General features: G+C 64.0%; 18 protein-coding genes and 1 tRNA gene. 6 read left to right on the top strand and 13 right to left on the bottom strand.

Going from position 1 to position 18,538, the window contains the following annotated elements; translation table 11 throughout:
• Positions 1–96: 96 nt before the first annotated feature.
• The 6 genes from AC24R4_RS23720 to AC24R4_RS23695 form a co-directional block, all read right to left on the bottom strand.
• Entirely contained in the window at positions 97–1,488 is a 1,392-nt protein-coding gene (locus AC24R4_RS23720) for a replicative DNA helicase (protein ID WP_029051062.1), read from the bottom strand.
• A 123-nt stretch (positions 1,489–1,611) separates the two neighbouring features.
• Complete coding sequence (gene rplI, locus AC24R4_RS23715; RefSeq protein WP_029051061.1) at positions 1,612–2,064, bottom strand: 50S ribosomal protein L9; 453 nt, start codon at positions 2,062–2,064, stop codon at positions 1,612–1,614.
• A 30-nt stretch (positions 2,065–2,094) separates the two neighbouring features.
• Complete coding sequence (gene rpsR / locus AC24R4_RS23710) at positions 2,095–2,373, bottom strand: 30S ribosomal protein S18 (RefSeq protein WP_006163606.1); 279 nt, start codon at positions 2,371–2,373, stop codon at positions 2,095–2,097.
• A gap of 3 nt (positions 2,374–2,376) precedes the next feature.
• Positions 2,377–2,676, bottom strand: a complete 300-nt coding sequence (priB, locus tag AC24R4_RS23705) for a primosomal replication protein N (protein ID WP_029051060.1) — start codon at positions 2,674–2,676, stop codon at positions 2,377–2,379.
• A gap of 20 nt (positions 2,677–2,696) precedes the next feature.
• Complete coding sequence (gene rpsF, locus AC24R4_RS23700; RefSeq protein WP_029051059.1) at positions 2,697–3,071, bottom strand: 30S ribosomal protein S6; 375 nt, start codon at positions 3,069–3,071, stop codon at positions 2,697–2,699.
• Between the two features lie 115 nt (positions 3,072–3,186).
• On the bottom strand, positions 3,187–4,197 hold the full coding sequence (locus AC24R4_RS23695; RefSeq protein WP_487523695.1) for an asparaginase: 1,011 nt from the start codon (positions 4,195–4,197) through the stop codon (positions 3,187–3,189).
• Positions 4,198–4,431: 234 nt separating this feature from the next.
• Here AC24R4_RS23695 and lexA point away from each other — a divergent pair, with 234 nt between their 5' ends.
• Together lexA and AC24R4_RS23685 are read left to right on the top strand one after the other, a co-directional pair.
• The gene (gene lexA, locus AC24R4_RS23690; protein ID WP_153945205.1) at positions 4,432–5,088 is read left to right on the top strand and encodes a transcriptional repressor LexA; all 657 of its coding nucleotides are present in this window, start codon (positions 4,432–4,434) and stop codon (positions 5,086–5,088) included.
• Between the two features lie 153 nt (positions 5,089–5,241).
• A complete protein-coding gene (locus tag AC24R4_RS23685) occupies positions 5,242–5,415 on the top strand; it encodes a hypothetical protein (RefSeq protein ID WP_194946421.1) in 174 nt (57 codons plus the stop codon).
• 255 nt (positions 5,416–5,670) lie between these two features.
• On the opposite strand, the gene AC24R4_RS23680 is transcribed toward AC24R4_RS23685, so the two are convergent.
• From AC24R4_RS23680 to AC24R4_RS23655, 6 genes are all read right to left on the bottom strand, one after another.
• Positions 5,671–5,746, bottom strand: a tRNA-His gene (locus tag AC24R4_RS23680).
• 125 nt (positions 5,747–5,871) lie between these two features.
• Positions 5,872–6,132 carry a hypothetical protein gene (locus tag AC24R4_RS23675; RefSeq protein WP_153945206.1) on the bottom strand — a complete coding sequence of 87 codons (261 nt, stop codon included), beginning with the start codon at positions 6,130–6,132 and terminating at the stop codon, positions 5,872–5,874.
• A gap of 822 nt (positions 6,133–6,954) precedes the next feature.
• The gene (gene dusA, locus AC24R4_RS23670) at positions 6,955–7,959 is read right to left on the bottom strand and encodes a tRNA dihydrouridine(20/20a) synthase DusA (protein WP_487523694.1); all 1,005 of its coding nucleotides are present in this window, start codon (positions 7,957–7,959) and stop codon (positions 6,955–6,957) included.
• A gap of 401 nt (positions 7,960–8,360) precedes the next feature.
• Positions 8,361–8,924 (bottom strand): NADPH-dependent FMN reductase, encoded by a 564-nt coding sequence (locus AC24R4_RS23665; protein ID WP_400394198.1) that lies wholly within the window; start codon positions 8,922–8,924, stop codon positions 8,361–8,363.
• Positions 8,925–9,082: 158 nt separating this feature from the next.
• Complete coding sequence (locus AC24R4_RS23660) at positions 9,083–10,162, bottom strand: enoyl-CoA hydratase/isomerase family protein (RefSeq protein WP_400394197.1); 1,080 nt, start codon at positions 10,160–10,162, stop codon at positions 9,083–9,085.
• Positions 10,163–10,276: 114 nt separating this feature from the next.
• The gene (locus tag AC24R4_RS23655) at positions 10,277–11,845 is read right to left on the bottom strand and encodes a methyl-accepting chemotaxis protein (RefSeq protein WP_400394195.1); all 1,569 of its coding nucleotides are present in this window, start codon (positions 11,843–11,845) and stop codon (positions 10,277–10,279) included.
• Positions 11,846–12,067: 222 nt separating this feature from the next.
• Here AC24R4_RS23655 and AC24R4_RS23650 point away from each other — a divergent pair, with 222 nt between their 5' ends.
• Complete coding sequence (locus AC24R4_RS23650) at positions 12,068–12,988, top strand: sterol desaturase family protein (protein WP_400394194.1); 921 nt, start codon at positions 12,068–12,070, stop codon at positions 12,986–12,988.
• A 79-nt stretch (positions 12,989–13,067) separates the two neighbouring features.
• On the opposite strand, the gene typA is transcribed toward AC24R4_RS23650, so the two are convergent.
• Positions 13,068–14,888, bottom strand: a complete 1,821-nt coding sequence (typA, locus tag AC24R4_RS23645) for a translational GTPase TypA (RefSeq protein ID WP_153945212.1) — start codon at positions 14,886–14,888, stop codon at positions 13,068–13,070.
• Positions 14,889–15,083: 195 nt separating this feature from the next.
• On the opposite strand from typA, the gene AC24R4_RS23640 reads away from it, so the two are divergent.
• The 3 genes from AC24R4_RS23640 (at position 15,084) to AC24R4_RS23630 (ending at position 18,531) form a co-directional block, all read left to right on the top strand.
• Entirely contained in the window at positions 15,084–15,599 is a 516-nt protein-coding gene (locus AC24R4_RS23640) for a MarR family winged helix-turn-helix transcriptional regulator (RefSeq protein WP_400394192.1), read from the top strand.
• A gap of 87 nt (positions 15,600–15,686) precedes the next feature.
• Positions 15,687–17,213, top strand: a complete 1,527-nt coding sequence (locus AC24R4_RS23635; protein ID WP_400395414.1) for an AdeC/AdeK/OprM family multidrug efflux complex outer membrane factor — start codon at positions 15,687–15,689, stop codon at positions 17,211–17,213.
• A 70-nt stretch (positions 17,214–17,283) separates the two neighbouring features.
• Positions 17,284–18,531 (top strand): HlyD family secretion protein, encoded by a 1,248-nt coding sequence (locus AC24R4_RS23630; protein ID WP_400395409.1) that lies wholly within the window; start codon positions 17,284–17,286, stop codon positions 18,529–18,531.
• The last annotated feature ends 7 nt before the right edge of the window (positions 18,532–18,538 follow it).

The following is an 18,538-nucleotide window of genomic DNA, read 5'->3' as shown; positions in this document are numbered from 1 at the left end:
GCAGAGCAATCGCACGACAGCCGCCTCGTGGGCGGCTGTCATCAAAGCGCAATATTTTACAGGGTTGCACCGTCCAGCGGTGTAACCCCCTGAGAATCAGGTGTCGTTGTCGAAGAACGCCGGGCCGCCGCTGAAGTTGTCGAACTTCGTGAATTGACCCAGGAACGTGAGCCTAACGGTGCCGATCGGCCCGTTACGCTGCTTGCCGATGATAATTTCGGAAGTCCCCTTGTCCTGCGAGTCAGGGTTGTAGACCTCGTCGCGATAGATGAACAGAATCACGTCGGCATCCTGTTCGATGGCGCCCGATTCGCGCAGGTCGGACATGACGGGGCGCTTGTTCGGACGTTGCTCCAGGCTTCGGTTCAGCTGCGACAGCGCGATGACCGGGCAGTTGAGCTCCTTGGCCAGCCCCTTCAACGACCGAGAAATTTCGGAAATTTCCGTGGCGCGGTTTTCCCCGCCACCCGATCCCGACATCAGCTGCAGGTAATCGATGATGATCAGGCCCAGCTGGCCGCACTGACGCGCCAGCCGGCGCGAGCGGGCCCGCAATTCCATTGGATTCAGCGCCGGCGTCTCGTCGATGAACAGCTGCGCATCGTTCATGCGCTGGATCGAGTGCGTCAGCCGCGGCCAGTCCTCGTCCAGCAGGCGGCCGGTACGCAGGCGATGCTGGTCCAGGCGACCCACCGAGCCCAGCATACGCATGGCCAGCTGCACGCCTGCCATTTCCATCGAGAACACGGCCACGGGCAAGCCCTGCTCTACCGCCACATGCTCGCCAATATTCAGCGAAAACGCGGTTTTACCCATCGAGGGGCGACCGGCCACGATAATCAGGTCGCCCGGCTGCATGCCGCTGGTCATGCGGTCCAGGTCGATGAAGCCGGTCGGCACGCCGGTCACGTCCGTGGTGCTGTCGCGGTGATAGAGCTCGTCGATCCGCTCCACCACCTGCGTCAGCAGCGGCTGGATCTCCTGGAAGCCCTTCTGGCCACGCGAGCCTTCTTCCGCAATCGCAAAAACCTTGGATTCGGCCTCGTCGAGCAGTTCGCGCACCTCGCGCCCCTTGGGCGCGAAAGCCGCGGAAGCGATGTCGTCGGCCACCGTCACGAGCTTGCGCAGCACCGAGCGTTCGCGAACGATCTCGGCGTAGCGACGGATATTGGCTGCGCTCGGCGTATTCTGCGCCAGCGAATTCAGATAGGCCAGCCCGCCCACTTCCTCGGCCTTGCCGGCCACCTGAAGCATTTCGAAGACCGTGATCACGTCCGCCGGCTTGGTGGCGGAGATCAGGCGGGCGATGCTCTGGAAGATCACCCGATGGTCAAACCGATAGAAATCGGCTTCGGACAGGAAGTCGGCGATGCGGTCCCAGGCGGCGTTATCCAGCAGCAACCCGCCAAGCACCGATTGTTCGGCCTCGATCGAGTGCGGAGGAACCTTGAGGTTGTCGAGTTGGGGATCTGCGGCGGGCGCGTTCATGGGAGGGAATTATAACGGCGCCGGGCGCCACGCAAAAAACAAAAAAAGGCAGGAGCGTGGCCCCTGCCTTTTTTGTGCATCCGACGCGCCGGTCCGGACCGGCACATCGTGGACGCGTACAGCTTAGACGTGCTCGCCCAGCACCGAAACGGTGATGTCGACCAGCACGTCGGTGTGCAGCGACACGCCAACGGCGTAGTCGCCAACCATCTTCAGCGGGCCGTTCGGCAGGCGCACTTGCGACTTCTCGACCTTGAAGCCTTGGCCTTCCAGGGCTTGGGCGATGTCGGCGTTGGTCACCGAACCGAACAGACGGCCGTCCACGCCCGACTTCTGCGTGATCTGGACGGTCAGACCGTTCAGCTTCTCGCCTTCGGCTTGCGAAGCAGCCAGCTTGGCGGCGGCGGCCTTTTCCAGCTCGGCGCGCTTCACTTCGAATTCGGCGATGGCGGTTTGCGTAGCACGGCGAGCGCGCTTGGTCGGGATCAGGAAGTTACGTGCGTAACCGTCCTTCACGCGAACGATGTCGCCCAGGTTGCCCAGGTTGATGACTTTTTCCAGCAGAATGACTTGCATCGTGTATTTCTCCTTGCGGTCCCGGGACTATCAGTTCTTGTGCAGGTCGGTGTACGGCATCAGCGCCAGGAAGCGGGCGCGCTTGATGGCCGTATCCAGCTGACGCTGATAGTGCGCCTTGGTACCGGTCAGACGAGCCGGCGTGATCTTGCCGTTGTCGCCGATGAAGTCCTTCAGCGTGTCCAGATCCTTGTAGTCGATCTGTTCGACGCCAGCCACGGTGAAGCGGCAGAAGCGCTTGCGCTTGAACAGCGGGTTCTGTTGCTGGAAGCGCTTCTTGTTCTTGTTGTCACGTTTGACGAATGCCATGATTCAATCCTTTTCGAATGCTTTACATCGAGTGATGTGAAAGACCAGTGTCTTGCTGTTGCGGTGCTTGCGGGCCAGAAAGCCTTCGCAGTCGAGCAGCGTGCCGAGCGGCATGCGCTCGAGCCGCTGGCCAATCGGGCCGATGCCCATGGCCACCACTGCAAATTCCACCTGCCGGGGCGTTTCCGCCTCCATCACCTCGCCGGCATGCTGCAGGATGCAGTTGACGACAGGGATGCCGGCCGGCGTATAGCGCAGCGTATCTCGCTCGGCGAGCGTGGCGGTCAGCCGAAGCTGGTTCACCGCGACACAGCAGTCCGCACTCAGGCGGCCTGGCCTTCCGTGGTCGTTTGCGCGGCCTTGCGGGCTTCTTCGCGCTGCACTTCCTTCATCATCGGCGACGGCGCGGTTTCAGCCTTCTTGGTCTGGACGATCAGGTGACGCAGCACGGCGTCATTGAACTTGAACGCGTGCTCGAGTTCAGCCAGCGTGTCCTTGCCGCATTCGATGTTCAGGCAAACGTAGTGAGCCTTGGCCAGCTTCTGGATCATGTAGGCCATCTGACGACGACCCCAGTCTTCCACGCGATGGATCTGGCCATTTTGCGACGTGACGAGCTGCTTGTAACGCTCGATCATCGCCGGCACTTGTTCGCTTTGGTCCGGATGGACGATAAATACGATTTCGTAATGACGCATTGACGCTCCTTTTGGGATGAGCCACCCGGGCGTCACGTCCGGTGCGGCAAGGTTGAATAGCCCGCGAGTATAGCCCGGAGACCCGGGAATCCGCAAGGCACGCGGCGCAGGTGGCTCAGCAGGCGGCAAAAAGCGACTGCAGACGCCCGGCATCGACGCCGAGCGCGGGGTCGGCTGCCAGCGCCACCAGCAGCAGCACGCGCGCCTTGTAAGGATTGAGGTCGGCCGCCGAGGCAAACAGGCCAGCCCCCGCCGCCGGGCGCGCCGGAATCGACACATGGCCGGCGCCAGTACGTGAACTGCGCACCACTGCCACGCCGGCCGCCGCCGCGTCGGCCAGCGCCGCCAGCAGGGTTTCGTGGACCGAGCCATTGCCGGTGGCGGCCACGACCAGCCCCTTCACACCGGCCGACACCAGTGCATCGACGGCCACCCTGCCCGGCTGGGCATGGCTGACCACGATTTCCACCATCGGCCAGGCCGACGGCACCGGCAAGCACGGCGCCTCCCGCCTGGCCGGCGCACGCGTGAATCGAATATAGGCGTCCTGCACGTAGCCGACCGGACCGGCATTCGGCGAGACAAAGGCATCGACGGCGGACGTATGCGCCTTGGTCACATCGCGCCCGGCGTGGATCTGCTGGTTCAGCACCACCAGCACGCCCAGGCCCCGCGCGCCCGGATGGGCCGCGACACGCACGGCATCGAGCAGGTTCAGCGGGCCGTCCGCCGACAGCGACGTTGCCGGGCGCATCGCCGCAGTGATGACCACCGGCACGGAACACGGCTGCGTCAGGTGCAAGAACATCGCTGTTTCTTCAAGCGTATCGGTGCCGTGCGTGATCACGATGCCGGCCACATCCGGCTGGCCGGACCAGTACGCCACCCGCGCCGCCAGCTGCTGCCAGAGACCGAACGTCATGTCCTTGCTGTCGACCTGCGCGACCTGCTCGGCCTCCACGCGCGCCACATCGGCCAGCGCGGGCACGGCCTGGACCAGTTGCGACACCGGCACGGTAGCCGCCTGGTACTGGGCACTGCTGGCGGGGTCGCCGGACGATCCGGCAATGGTGCCGCCGGTGGCAAGCACGACGACACGGGGCAACGATGAGGAAGACGCTGACATGTAAATAGGCTGGCTGAGGGGTCTGGCCGGGCGGGCGCGGCCCGGGATCTGGCCGACGATTGTAACTGCCGCCCCGCCCCGGCGCCCCCTTGGCAAACCCGCGAAGCCACCGGTGCCGCCGTCGCCCATGTAGAGCCCACTGCGCAAATTGTGCTTGCACTTCACACGATACTGTATAAAATCACAGCATACTGTTTAAACATACAGTGCTTCGGCACGAGAGACCGGCGAACCATGGCGACCCTGACACCCCGGCAGCAGCAGATTTTCGATCTGATCCGCGACACGATCCGCAACACGGGCTTCCCGCCCACGCGCGCAGAGATCGCCGCCGAGTTTGGTTTTTCCTCGCCCAATTCGGCCGAGGAACATCTGCGGGCGCTGGCACGCAAGGGCGTCATCGAACTGACCCCCGGCGCATCGCGCGGCATCCGGCTCAAGGTGGCACGCAGCGATTCGGAACGTTCCGACCAGTTCTCGCTGCCAATGGCAGGCGTGCTGCAGTTGACGCTGCCGCTGGTCGGTCGCGTCGCAGCGGGCAGCCCGATTCTTGCCGCAGAACATATCGACCGTCAGTACCAGGTGGATGCATCGGTCTTCGACGAGCGTCCGGACTACCTGCTGCGCGTGCGCGGCCTGAGCATGCGCGACGCCGGCATTCTGGATGGCGACCTGCTGGCCGTGAAAAAAGCCAGCGAGGCAGCCAACGGCAAGATCGTCGTGGCCCGCCTGGGCGAGGACGTCACGGTCAAGCGCCTCAAGAAACGCGGCGACACGATCGAACTGATCGCAGAAAACCCGGATTTCCAGAACATCGTGCTCCATTCGGGGCGCGACGAGTTCTCCCTTGAAGGTATCGCTGTCGGCCTGATCCGATCATCAGGCTTCTAGCGTGATCGGAGGCGCCTGACAGCGACTCCGGCTCCCGAGACTTAGGCAGCACGGCCGTCTGCCCTGGTCACCCGCTTTGCTTTGCCCATGCCGCCCCGTCCTTGCTGGACGACGGGCGCGGACCACTGCTGTCGCAAATTACGAGGTGTTGCCATGCTGCAATCGAATCCCATCGCTTCCCGCCGCCCGGTCAAGCCGGTCCCGTTCCGGCAAATCAAGGGCGTCCGCGTCTACCAGGGCGCGCAACGTCGCACGATGGTCGGCAACATGGCAGCCATCTGCCGCATGCTGGAACTGGCAGAACCGACCACGAAACTGCTCGACTGAAATCTGGCCGCCTGCCCCGCGGATCAGCGCGCAACTGCATCACTGCGCATTCGCGTCATGCGCAGAACCGGACCTTGTCGAACTCGCCAACGTCCGGTTTTTTTTCGCCCATCGACGGGCTTCGCCTTGGCGTATGCGATCGCAACCGTGATGCCATCAGGCGCCGGTTGCACCAGGCGGAAGGAATGATGGGAAGGGATGCGTGCAAAGCAAAACAGCCACTTGAGTAAGCGGCTGTTTCGTAAGGGAATTCTTTGGGGTGGCTGATGGGACTCGAACCCACGACGACAGGAATCACAATCCTGGACTCTACCAACTGAGCTACAGCCACCGTAGAGATTTTTCGTTGACCGTTGTGTCGATCAGCGAAGAACAAGACTATACAAGCATTCTCTGCTGATGGCTAGTATTCCGCACAAAAAAATTTCGGATTCGCTGGCGGATGGCTTCCGGACTTCATCGGGGGCCCACCCACTTTGCTTCCAGCAGCACGGCTTCCTTGATGGCGGCGATGGTCTCTGCCTCGCTCGGAAAAAGTCCAAGCAAGCGTTTCGACTTGCCATTGAGGACATCGCGCTGCAACGCCTTGCCGGCGTCGATCGATGTGCCTGGGTGCCAGCAATAGCGCGCCGTCCATTTGCCGTCCTGCAGTTGCTCGGCTACCCAGATCACCCGGTAGTCCTCGAAGACTTCACCGAATGGTTCTTCCGCTTCCATTTCATTTCCTCAGGGCTCGCTTCCGTTTCACTGGTTTCGACATCCCCGTCGCACCGCTCGAACCGGCCAGCCCACCTGCTTTTCCCCCACTTGGCGCCGCATCCGTGAAGACACGACTCCCATGCCATGCCGGCTTATGTCGCGGCATTTTTCAGGCGCATCGTAACATGACCTACGCGCCGCTCAACAAGGTATGTCTTAACAATAGCCAGCGCTTGACGTATCGGCCTGCCCCTCAAAAGCGGAGGTCTTGCCCCACCACGGCAGGGTTCTGTCGCAAATAATGCTGTTGGATACTCTTCCCCGAGGGACATTGACCCCCTCGACATTCCCGACAGGCGATCACTCCCGACGAGCATCGCCTGCTTTTTTTTGGTGTTCAGGTACGCCCTGGTTTTATGCGCGATTCGTGCATGGCGTGACCCACGAAAAAAAAGAGCCCGCTCGCAAGCGGACTCTTAAATTAGCGATCTCAATGCCCTGAAGGCACATTCAATGTAGACCCCGAACGCACGGCGCACCATCCGGGCAAACCCACGGTTGCTGTGGTAACAACGAGACGGGGCAGAAAAAAAGCCCGCACACGGCGGGCTCAAAAATCAGTTGAAGAAAGCCCTGTATTCGAGGGCAGGCACAGTGTAAGAACATGCCGCAGGACTGGCGAATTAGGGGAATCCCTTTGCCCACGCGGGTTTCCAGTCACATCAACCGCCGCAAACGCCCTTGGGGCATACATTTGCGGCAACTGCATAGCACGATCGTTCGAAATTAGAGTTTTTCCTCCAGTCCGCCCCGCATACGATCGTCACGTTCGGGGGTCGCTCAGGCCGCCTCCAGCAGGTCTGGACGCAGATGGGAACGCGCTTCTTCGAACAGCGCATCCACGTCGGCCCGGGTGCGGGCAGCGTTCATGCGCCGTGCATCCGACAGCACCCGGCGCCAGCCGCGTCCGCCATAGACTCCGCGATGGAGGCCCAGCATATGCCGGATGGCAGCGCCCATATAGCCGCCCCGCTCCACTAGATTGCCGATATAGGCTTGCATGGCCATTTCGGCGTCCTCGCGCGTCGGAATCGCCGCGTCAACCCCGTAGAAACGGCTGTCCATTTCCGCGAGGATATAAGGATCGTGGTAAGCCTGACGGCCGATCATTACCCCATCCACGTGGCGCAAATGCTCTTCCATTTCGCCATAGGAAACAATCCCGCCGTTAATCAGGATTTCCAGCTGCGGAAATTCTTTCTTCAACTGGTATGCAACTTCGTACCGCAACGGCGGAATTTCTCGATTTTCTTTCGGGCTAAGGCCTTTCAGAATGGCATTACGGGCGTGGACGATAAATGTTTCGCAACCCGCGTCGGCAATAATGCCAACGAAGTCGCGAACAAAGTCATAGTGCTCGATCGTATCGATACCAATGCGATGCTTCACCGTCACGGGCACCGACACCACATCCCGCATCGCTTTGACGCAATCGGCAACCAGCTGGGGCTCCGCCATCAGGCACGCGCCGAACGCCCCGCGCTGCACGCGCTCCGAAGGGCACCCGCAATTGAGGTTGATTTCCTTATAGCCCCACTGCTCACCCAGCTTCGCCGCCTGTGCGAGATCGGCCGGTTCACTACCGCCCAGCTGCAGTGCCACAGGCTGCTCGGCCGCGTCGAAATCCAGGTGCCGCGTCACATCGCCATGCAGTAGCGCGCCCGTGGTGACCATCTCGGTATAAAGCCAGGTGTGCTGGCTCAGCGCGCGATGGAACGTGCGGCAGTGGCGGTCAGTCCAGTCCATCATCGGGGCAACCGAGATGCGGCGCGGATTTGCAGTCATGGGTATGGCGTCGAGGGAGCGTCCGGGTACGGTTCTAGGTCCGCGGACTGAGGAAGACCCGCAAGTATACGCGAGATGACGTTCCTGAGCAGCGCCCCGGATGGCTCGCATCGGGTGCGCGGCATGCGGCCAGTAAAAACGGCGCCCGGAGGCGCCGTTTCTCATGTTGGGCGGGCTGCACTCAGTGCATGAACAGCCAGATCAGGATCAGGACGAAGGCCGGGACGCCGAGCAGCCAGGCGAGAATGTAGGGCATGGTGTTTCCTCCTTGTCTATGTGTTTGAACATGGCTCCACTATAGAAAGCAGGGGTCACTGCCGGTGTCGGGTCTCCCCCGCTTCGCCTTGTAGGACGGGGCTTACCGACGTTTGAATCGGGCTGGCGCGATCGGCGGCCGCCTGTCAGCGTGCGGCGGCGTTGCGGTCGATCCAGGCCGCGAAGGTCGTCAGGTACTTGCTCAGGAAGCCCCGGGTCGAGTCGTTGCTGATGCCGCCCTGCGCGTCGAACAGCTTGTCCACCCCGCTGATATAGGCTTCCGGCTGTTGCAGCACCGGAATATTCAGGAACACCAGCGACTGGCGCAGATGGTGGTTGGCGCCAAAGCCGCCGATATTGCCCGGCGACGCGCTGATCACGCCACCCGGCTTGCCGTCCCAGGCGCTCTCCCCGTACGGGCGCGATCCCACGTCGATGGCATTTTTCAGCACGCCCGGCACCGAGCGGTTGTATTCCGGGGTGACGAACAGGACGGCATCGGCCCGGCGGATACGGTCGCGGAAGGCCACCCATTCCGATGGCGGATTGGCGTCGTCGTCCTGGTTGTAGTGGGACAACTGGCGAATCTCGACGATATCGAGCTTGAGCTGCGGCGGCGCAATCGCGGCCAAGGCCTTGGCCAGTTTCAGGTTCAGGGATTCCTTGCGCAGGCTTCCCACCAGTACGGCGACATCACGAGGATTGCTCATTACGGTTCCTTTCACTGTTCACACACGGTCGAATGGATTCACAGGCCGGCTCCGGCAGCCGGGCCAGCCCTGCCCACACTGTACTTGACTTGCATGGCCGCCGCCGGCCACCGCGCGCAACTGCCGTGCCGATGCGCATGGCGCAGCGGCCGGAGCGACTACGCCAGCGAAGCCAGCGGGTGGTCCTCGCGCCGCCACTTGCTGTCGAAAAACGCGCGCACGCGGCCCGGCGTCACGTCGTCAAGGCGGGCCGGATTCCATTTCGGCTGGTGGTCCTTGTCGATGACCAGCGCACGGATGCCCTCGATGCCATCGCCATGACGGAACACGTCGTACATCATGTCGAGCTCCATGCGCAGTTCGTCTTCCAGCGTCATCGTGCGCGCACGGCGGATCTGTTCCAGCGTGACGCACAGCATCAGCGGTGACCGGCTGCGCAGCGTGGCGGCGGTCTGGGCCGCCCAGTCGCCGGCCGTGTCGCTGACGGCGCTCAGAATCTCCTGCGCCGTGGCGCCGGCAAACAGCGTGTCGATCATGCCGGCATGCTGGGCCAGCGGGCTGGCCTGCGGCACGCACGCCGCCGCGTGCTGACCCGTGAAGGTGGCGATATGGGCCAGCACGGCGTCGCCGCTGTCAAACGCATGCGCCTGCAGCGATGCCGCCAGTTCCGCCATCACATTGGACGGCAGATAGGCATCGGCCAGCTTCGCGTACAGGGCGTCGGCGGCATGAATCACCGTGCCGGTCAGGCCCAGGTACTCGCCGATATGGCCCGGCGTACGCGCCAGGAACCAGCCGCCGCCCACATCGGGGAACAGGCCGATGTTCGTCTCCGGCATCGCCATCCTGGTACGGTCGGTGACGATGCGCAGCCGGGCGCCCTGCGAGATGCCCATGCCGCCGCCCATCACCACGCCGTCCATCAGGGCGATATAGGGCTTGCGGTAGCGGTGGATCAGATGGTTGAGCGCGTACTCCTCGACAAAGAACTGGTCGAGCATCGGGTCGTTGGCGTAGTACGCCTGATGGAACCAGCGGATATCGCCGCCGGCGCAGAACGCCTTGCCGCCCGCGCCGGCCACCACCACCGCATGCACGGCGGCATCGGCTTCCCACTGCTGAAGCGCCTGCGTGATCGCGCGAATCATGTCGAGCGATAACGCATTCAGGGCCTGCGGGCGGGTCAGCGTCAGATAGGCCACACCGCCCTGCACCGCCGTCGATACAAACTCCGTCATATCCGTCTCCGTTCCAGTAGGCGGCAATTTTACGCCACCTGTCTTGCCCGGATTCGATGACGGCGCCGTTTCAGAATCGGCTCATACTCTGTCGAGCCAATGCAGCCCTGGCGATCACGCCAGCCGGAAGGCCGACATCAGCCCTGTCAGCCGCTGCGCCTGGTCTTCGAGCGATCCGGCCGCCGCGGCGGCTTCCTCCACCAGCGCCGCGTTCTGCTGCGTCATGCCGTCCATGTGCGAGACGGCCACGTTCACCTGTTCGATGCCGCGCGACTGCTCGTCCGACGCCGCGCTGATGCCGCCGACGATATCGCTCACGCGGCGCACCGCATTGACGATGTCCTGCATGGCGCGCTCCGCATCGTCCACCAGCGATGTGCCTTCGCGCACATTGGACACCGAGGCGCCGATCAGCGTGCGGATTTCCTTCGACGCCGCCGCGCACCGCTGCGACAGATCGCGCACGTCGCCGGCCACCACCGCGAAGCCACGGCCGTGCTCGCCGGCCCGCGCGGCTTCCACGGCGGCATTGAGCGCCAGGATATTGGTCTGGAAGGCGATCTTCTCGATCACCTCGATGATGTCCACCACCTTGTTGGCGCCGGTGTCGATCTGCTGCATCGTGCTCTGCACCCGCGACACGGCCTGGCTGCCGGTCTCGGCCAGCCGGCGCGCATCCACCGCCAATGTGCTGGCCTCGCGGGCGCTATCGGCGTTGTGGCGCACGGTGCTGGTCAACTCCTCCATGCTCGAAGCGGTCTCCTGAAGCGACGCGGCCTGCTGCTCGGTACGCTGCGACAGGTTGGCATTCCCGCTGGCAATCTGCTGGCTGGCCGCCGCAATCGAATCGGCGCCGCTGCGCACTTCGCCCACCATCTCGGCCAGACGCCCCTGCATGCGACCCAGCATGCCGAGCATGCGGCTGGTCTCGCTTCTTGCGTGCTCGTCGGCCATTGCAGCGCCATCGCGCATCGCCGAAATACTAAGATCGCCGTCCGCCATGCGCGCGAAACGGCCAATGGCGATATCCAGGGGATGGACGATCGACGCACGCAGGCGCCAGGCCACCACGGTGCTGAACGCCAGGCCAAGCACCAGGACCGCGATGGAAACGGTCAGCAGCCGGTCGTAGCGATGCTGGGAATTCTCGTAGACGGCCTTGGCGCTTTCCACCTGCAGGCGCCCAAGTTCCGTATTGACGGCGGTGAACTGGATATCGAGTTTCGGAATCGTCTCCATGACCGCCTTCATCATCGCCTCGCGGTTGCCTGCGTTGAGGGCGGCGATCATCGGCGTCACGCCCTCCTGGAACAGCGCGCGGCGTTTCTCTGACACAGTCTCGGTGGCGCGTGTCTGCTCGTCGGTTCGCGGAATGGCCAGATACGACTGCCATGCGGCGTCGGACAGCCGCGCGAAGTCCTGGGCCGTGGCGGCGCGGGCCTTGGCGTCGGCCGCCTCGGTGGCAAAGGCCGCCTGGTCCAGCAGCACACGCACCAGCAGTTGATTCGAGCGCGCCTCGGCCAGATACGTGGCGGCCGACAATTGCTGCTGGTAGATCTGGCGCGTGGCGTCGTTGCTACGCGACATGCCGATCCAACCAACGGCACCGACAATCAACAGCAACAAGTTTGTGACAATTGTCAGAAGCCACAAACGGGTTCCAATCGTAGTGTTGCGAAACATGGGGCAGTTCTCTCCGTGACTTGAATATCGGCCACTCCTCCATGGCCGTCGCCCCAATGACGGCATTGTCTTGGCCGACTTGATTGCCTGCTGGTGATAGTCAGTCCTTCATTTTCGTGATGGATCGCAAAACGTTATGCGGGCGCCACTTGACGTGCGTATGGAGGAAATCCTCGGTGCGAATCTGGCGGAAATATGCACACTTGCGCCATGACATCCCCTATGACATCGGGCGCTCCCGACGCCCAAGGTTTTGACCCCGGCCTGATCCTGATGGCGTTCGCGCCAGTTTTCGTGCTGACGATAGGCTGGGAGGCCTGGTACTGGTCCAGGCGCGACCGCTCGGTCTACAGTTGGCGCGACACGCTGTCGAACGCCACGCTGGCGCTGATGCACCAGGCATCGGACGCCTTCTTTCTCTGGTTGATGATCCGCACGGTCTACACGTGGTGCTACGCCCACGGCCTGCGCGCCGTGCCGCAGACGTGGTGGTCGTTTGCGCTGCTGTTGCTGCTGCAGGACTTTCTTTATTACTGGTTCCACCGCGCCAGCCATCGCGTGCGATGGATGTGGGCGTCGCACGTGGCCCATCACTCGTCGGAAGGCATGAACTTCTCCACGGCGTTCCGGCAAAGCCTGACCTATCCGATCTCGGGCATGTGGATGTTCTGGATACCGCTGGCTTTTATCGGATTTTCTCCAGATTGGGTCATCCTGGCCGTCGGGCTGAACCTGGCGTTCCAGTTCTTCGTCCATACGCGGCTCGGACAGCGATGGCCGATCGTTGAGAAGATCGTCAATACGCCAAGCGTGCACCGCGTACATCATGCGAAGAATCCGCAGTACATCGACCGCAACTACGCCGGCGTGCTGACGGTCTGGGATCGCATGTTCGGCACCTTCGTGCCCGAGCAGGAGGCGCCGCAATACGGCATCACGCGGCAGGTCCGCACCTACAACCCGCTGACGCTGACGTTTCACGAATGGCGCGACATGTTTGCCGATGTGTGGCGCGAGCGCGATCTGCGGTATTTGTGGAAGCCGCCGGAGTGGCGAGGACCGCGGGCTGCGGCTTCGGAGGTTGATAGGCTTGCCCTCTCCCCCGGCCCCTCTCCCGCGAGCGGGAGAGGGGAGCAAACCTAAGTCGGGCGACGAAAAAAAAACCGCGCCACATGGGCGCGGTTATTTGCTTCCAGCCGGCCAGCAGGCCGGACACCGGAAATCAGTTCGCGTCGCGCGAAGCACGCTTGCGCTCGTGCTCCTTCAGGTGACGCTTGCGCAGACGGATGCTCTTCGGCGTGATTTCCACCAGTTCGTCGTCGGCGATGAATTCCACCGCGTATTCCAGCGACATCTGGATCGGCGGCACCAGGCGCACCGCTTCGTCGGTACCCGACGCGCGCACGTTGGTCAGCTGCTTGCCCTTGATCGGGTTCACGACCAGGTCGTTGTCGCGGCTGTGGATGCCGATGATCATGCCTTCGTACAGCGCATCGCCCGGCTTCACGAACATGCGGCCGCGATCCTGCAGCTTCCACAGCGCGTAGGCCACGGCGTCGCCGTCGTCCTGCGAGATCAGCACGCCATTGTGGCGCTCGCCCAGGCCGCCTTCGCGCACCGGTGCGTAGTCGTCGAAGATGTGGCTGATCAGGCCCGTACCACGGGTCAGCGTCAGGAATTCGCCCTGGAAGCCGATCAGGCCACGCGCCGGAATGCGGTATTCCAGGCGGGTACGGCCCTTGCCGTCCGACGCCATGTCGAGCAGCTCGCCCTTGCGGCGGCCCAGCTCTTCCATGACCGAACCCTGGTGGCCGTCTTCGACGTCCACGGTCAGCAGTTCGTACGGCTCGTGCTTGACGCCGCCGATGTCCTTGAACACCACGCGCGGACGCGACACGGCCAGCTCGTAGCCTTCGCGGCGCATGTTTTCCAGCAGGATGGTCAGGTGCAGTTCGCCACGGCCCGACACTTCGAAGATGGTGTCGTCGCCGGTATCGGCCACGCGCAGCGCCACGTTCGACTTCAGTTCGCGGTCCAGACGCTCGCGCAGCTGGCGGCTGGTCACGAACTTGCCTTCACGGCCGGCCAGCGGCGACGTGTTGACGCAGAAGTTCATCGTCAGCGTCGGCTCGTCCACCTTCAGCATCGGCAGCGCGTCCGGGGCTTCCGGGGCGCACACGGTGCAGCCGATGCCGAGTTCCTCGATACCGTTGATCAGCACGATGTCGCCGGCTTCCGCCTCGGCCACGATTTCGCGCTCCAGGCCGCTGAACTTCAGCACCTGGTTGATACGGCCCTTGATCGGGTTGCCTTCCGGGCCGAACTTGACCACCACGTCCTGCAGCGGCTTGGCGCGGCCACGCGAAATGCGGCCCACGCCGATCTTGCCGACGTAGCTCGAATAGTCCAGCGAGATGATCTGCATCTGCAGCGGGCCGTTCGGGTCGTCGTTACGCACCGGCACCTTGTCCAGCACGGTCTCGAACAGCGGCTTCATGTCGCCGTCGCGCACGTCCTCGGTCAGGCCGGCGTAGCCGTTCAGGCCCGAGGCGTAGATCACCGAGAAATCGAGCTGGTCGTCGTTGGCGCCCAGCTTGTCGAACAGGTCGAAGGTCTGGTTGATCACCCAGTCCGGACGGGCGCCCGGGCGGTCGATCTTGTTGATCACCACGATGGGCTTCAGGCCCAGGGCCAGTGCCTTGCGCGTCACGAAACGCGTTTGCGGCATCGGGCCTTCCACGGCGTCCACCAGCAGCAGCACGCCGTCGACCATCGACAGGACGCGCTCCACTTCACCGCCGAAGTCGGCGTGGCCCGGGGTATCGACAATATTGATGTGCGTGCCGTTGTACTCGACGGCACAGTTCTTCGCGAGGATGGTAATCCCGCGTTCCTTTTCCAGGTCGTTCGAGTCCATCACCCGTTCGGCGATTTGCTGGTTGTCGCGGAAGGTGCCTGCCTGGCGCAGGAGTTGGTCGACCAGGGTGGTCTTGCCATGATCGACGTGAGCGATGATGGCGATATTACGGATGGCGCGGGTCATTCGGCGTCCCCTGAAGGCGGAGCTATCGGAAAAAATTAACCCGACATTCTAGCATGTTGCAGCGCAGAACACTCTATTGCTGTTCAGCATAGATCAAGACGCGTCATTGCGTTTTCCGCAATAACAAATTTCAGTGCTTGAACATCACTTGCGACATGCTTATATTTGCCCAGGCAAAGATTGCAGCGACAAGAGATGACGTACCCGACACCCCTATCCCCGCCCGAAGACCTGTTCGACCCGGCCGACTATGAAATCGGCAAGAGCGTCGGTTACCTGCTGGCGCGCGCCAAGAACACGCTGTCGCAGGGCGTGGAGCAGGAGGTCAGCAGCCTGGACATGACCCAGGCCCAGGCCAGCTGCCTGATGATGCTGGCCAAGGGCGAGGCCACCACGGTGACCGACCTGGCCCGCAACCTGAACACCGATGCCGGATCGGTCACGCGCCTGCTGAGCCGCATGGAAAAGCGCGGCCTGATCGCGCGCACGCGCCGCGACGACGACCGCCGTGTGGTGGACCTGTCGATCACCCCGGCCGGCAACGCCATGGTCGAAAAGCTGCCGGCCGTCTTCTGCAATGTCATGCGCCGCCATTTCGAGGGCTTCACCCATGACGAGATCGAGGTGCTGCGCGGCATGCTGCTGCGGATCCTCGCCAACAACGGCGGCCCCGACCCGGCGGGCTGTCCCTTCGAGCGCAACACAGGATAGGCGGGCCGCCCGCGACACCGAAGAAGAATTCCAATCGTCAGACACGCCATTCCTGAAACTGCCAGACCGCGTCACAGTTCACCCCCTATGACCACCGCTCATTCTCTTTACCACCGTGCCAGCCGCGCGGGCGAGCTTCGCCGCACGGGCACGCTTGCGCTGACCGTGCTGGCCGCCGCCGTGCTGGCCGGTTGCGCCGCGCTGGGCAATTCGCACAGCACGCAGACCATGACCGACGCCGGCACGCTGGCCTCGCCGCAGACCTTCGCCAGCGAACATGGCCAGTGGCCGTCGCAGGACTGGGTCGACCAGTTCCACGATCCGCAACTGCGTGCGCTGGTGGACGAAGCCATCCAGGGCAATCCGAACCTGCAGGTGGCCTTTGGCCGCCTGGAAGCGTCGCGCGCGATGGCCGATGCCACGCGGTCGGCGCTCTACCCCGGCGTGGACTTTGAAGGCAGCCTGGTGCGCCAGCGTTTCTCGGAGACCGACCTGTTCACGGGCACGCCGCTGGCCGGGTCATGGCAGAACCAGTCGCGCCTGCAGCTGGGCCTGTCGTGGGACCTCGATTTCTGGGGCAAGAACCGCGATGCGCTGGAAGCCGCGCTGTCCGATGACCGGGCGATGGAAGCCGAGACCCAGGCCGCGCGCCTGATGCTGACCACGTCGGTGGCCCGCGGCTACAACCGCCTGGCCGCGCTGTACGCCCAGCGCGACGTGGCCGAACGCGCCATCGCCCAGCGCCGCGACCTGACCGACCTGTCGCGCCAGCGCCTGGCCGCCGGCCTCGACACCCAGGTGGAAACCACCCAGGCGCGCGGCACCGTGGCCGCCGCCCAGACCGACCTGCAACGCGTTGACGAGGAAATCGCGCTGGCGCGCAACCAGATCGCCGCGCTGCTGGGCAAGGGGCCCGACCGCGGTCTGCAGATCACGCGGCCCACGCTGCTGGCCAACGCCACGCCGCAACTGCCCGACGACCTGACCATCGGCCTGATTGGCCGCCGCCCGGACATCGTGGCCGCACGCTGGCGCGTGGAGGCGTCGTCCAAGGACATCACCGTGGCGAAGAAGGAGTTCCTGCCCGATGTGAAGCTGACCGCCTTTGCCGGCGTGGCCTCGCTCGATCCGTCGAACCTGCTGATGAGCATGAGCCGCACGTTCGGCGTGGGGCCGTCGGTAACGCTGCCGATCTTCCAGGGCGGCCGCCTGCGCGCCAACCTCAAGGGCAAGTACGCGCAGTACGACATCGCGGCGGCCAGCTACAACCAGACGCTGGTCGACGCGCTGCGCGAGACCGCCGATACCGTGACCAGCATCCGCAGCGTGGACCAGCAGATCGAGACGCAGCGCGAGGCGCTGAACCTGGCCGAGCATGCCTACGCACTGTCCACCACGCGCTACAAGGCCGGCCTGGGCACGCAGCTGACGGTGCTCAATGCCGAAAGCAACGTATTGCAACAGCGCCGGCTCGCCACCGACCTGCAGGCGCGCCGGCTGGACCTGCAGATGAGCCTGATGAAGGCGCTTGGCGGTGGCTACCAGGAAGCCGAGGGCGCCAGCCATGGCGCATCCGGCAAGCCTGCAAGCGCGGCCCCGGGCACGCAGGGTTGAGGGCAGCGGCTGACGGAAACGGCTGAAACCAGACAAGACGACACATCGCAGAGATTCGAGAGATTCCATCATGAGCACCAACCAGCAAGCAGCCCCCGCGGGCGACAACAACGGCAAGCGCAAGCGCCTGCTCGTTTCCCTGACCGCCGCGGTCGTGGTGGCCGGCATCGGCTATGGCCTGTACTGGGGCCTTTACGCCCGCCATTTCGAGAACACCGACGACGCCTACGTCGCCGGCAACGTCGTGCAGGTCACCCCGCTGGTGGGCGGCACCGTGGTGTCGATTGCCGCCGACGATACGCAGCTGGTGACCGCCGGCCAGCCGCTGATCCAGCTCGATCGCGCCGACACCCAGGTGGCGATGGAGCAGGCCGAAGCCCAGCTGGCCCAGGCCGTGCGCGAGGTGCGCACGCTGTATGTCAACAATGGCTCGCTGTCCGCACAGGTGGCGTTGCGCGAAGCCGATGTGGCCAAGGCCCGCGACGACCTGCGCCGCCGCCAGGCCATTGCCGGTTCGGGCGCGGTGTCGAGCGAGGAAATCGCCCACGCCCAGACCGCGCTGAAGGCGGCCGAGTCGGCGCTGGTTGCCGCCCGCGAGCAACTGGCCTCGAACCAGGTGCTGACCGACCAGACCACGGTGGAAAAGCACCCGAACGTGCAGCGCGCCGCCGCCAACCTGCGCTCGGCCTATCTGGCGTTCGCGCGCTCGACGATGCCGGCGCCCGTGACGGGCTACGTGGCCAAGCGTTCGGTGCAGGTCGGCCAGCGCGTGGCGGCCGGCACGCCGCTGATGGCCGTGGTGCCGCTGGATCAGGTCTGGGTCGATGCCAACTTCAAGGAAGTGCAGATCACGCATATGCGGATCGGCCAGCCGGTGGAACTGGAAGCCGACGTCTACGGCTCGAAGGTCAAGTACACGGGCCATGTGGAAGGCTTTTCGGCCGGCACCGGCGCCGCGTTCGCGCTGCTGCCGGCGCAGAACGCCACCGGCAACTGGATCAAGGTGGTGCAGCGCCTGCCGGTGCGGATCGCGCTGGACGCGCAGCAACTGAAGGACCACCCGCTGCGCGTGGGCCTGTCGATGAACGCCACGGTCGACGTGCACAAGGAAGAAGGCGCGTCGCTGGTCAGCGCCAAGTCGGCCAGGCCGCTGCAGACCGATGTGTATGACAAGGTGGCGCAGGACGCCGACGCGCTGATCGCCCGCATCATCGCGGTCAACAACGGCGGCCGCCCGCCGGCGCCGGGCGCGGCGGGTGCCGCAAGCGCGGCCAGCGCGGCTGCGGCGCGTGCGGCGGCCAAGCCCGCCCGTACCTGAATCGATC

The sequence above is a fragment of the Cupriavidus sp. CER-90 genome (assembly GCF_057652055.1).
The sequence above is the reverse complement of the archived record's forward strand: the minus strand, read 5'-3'. Positions and strand labels throughout refer to the sequence as shown.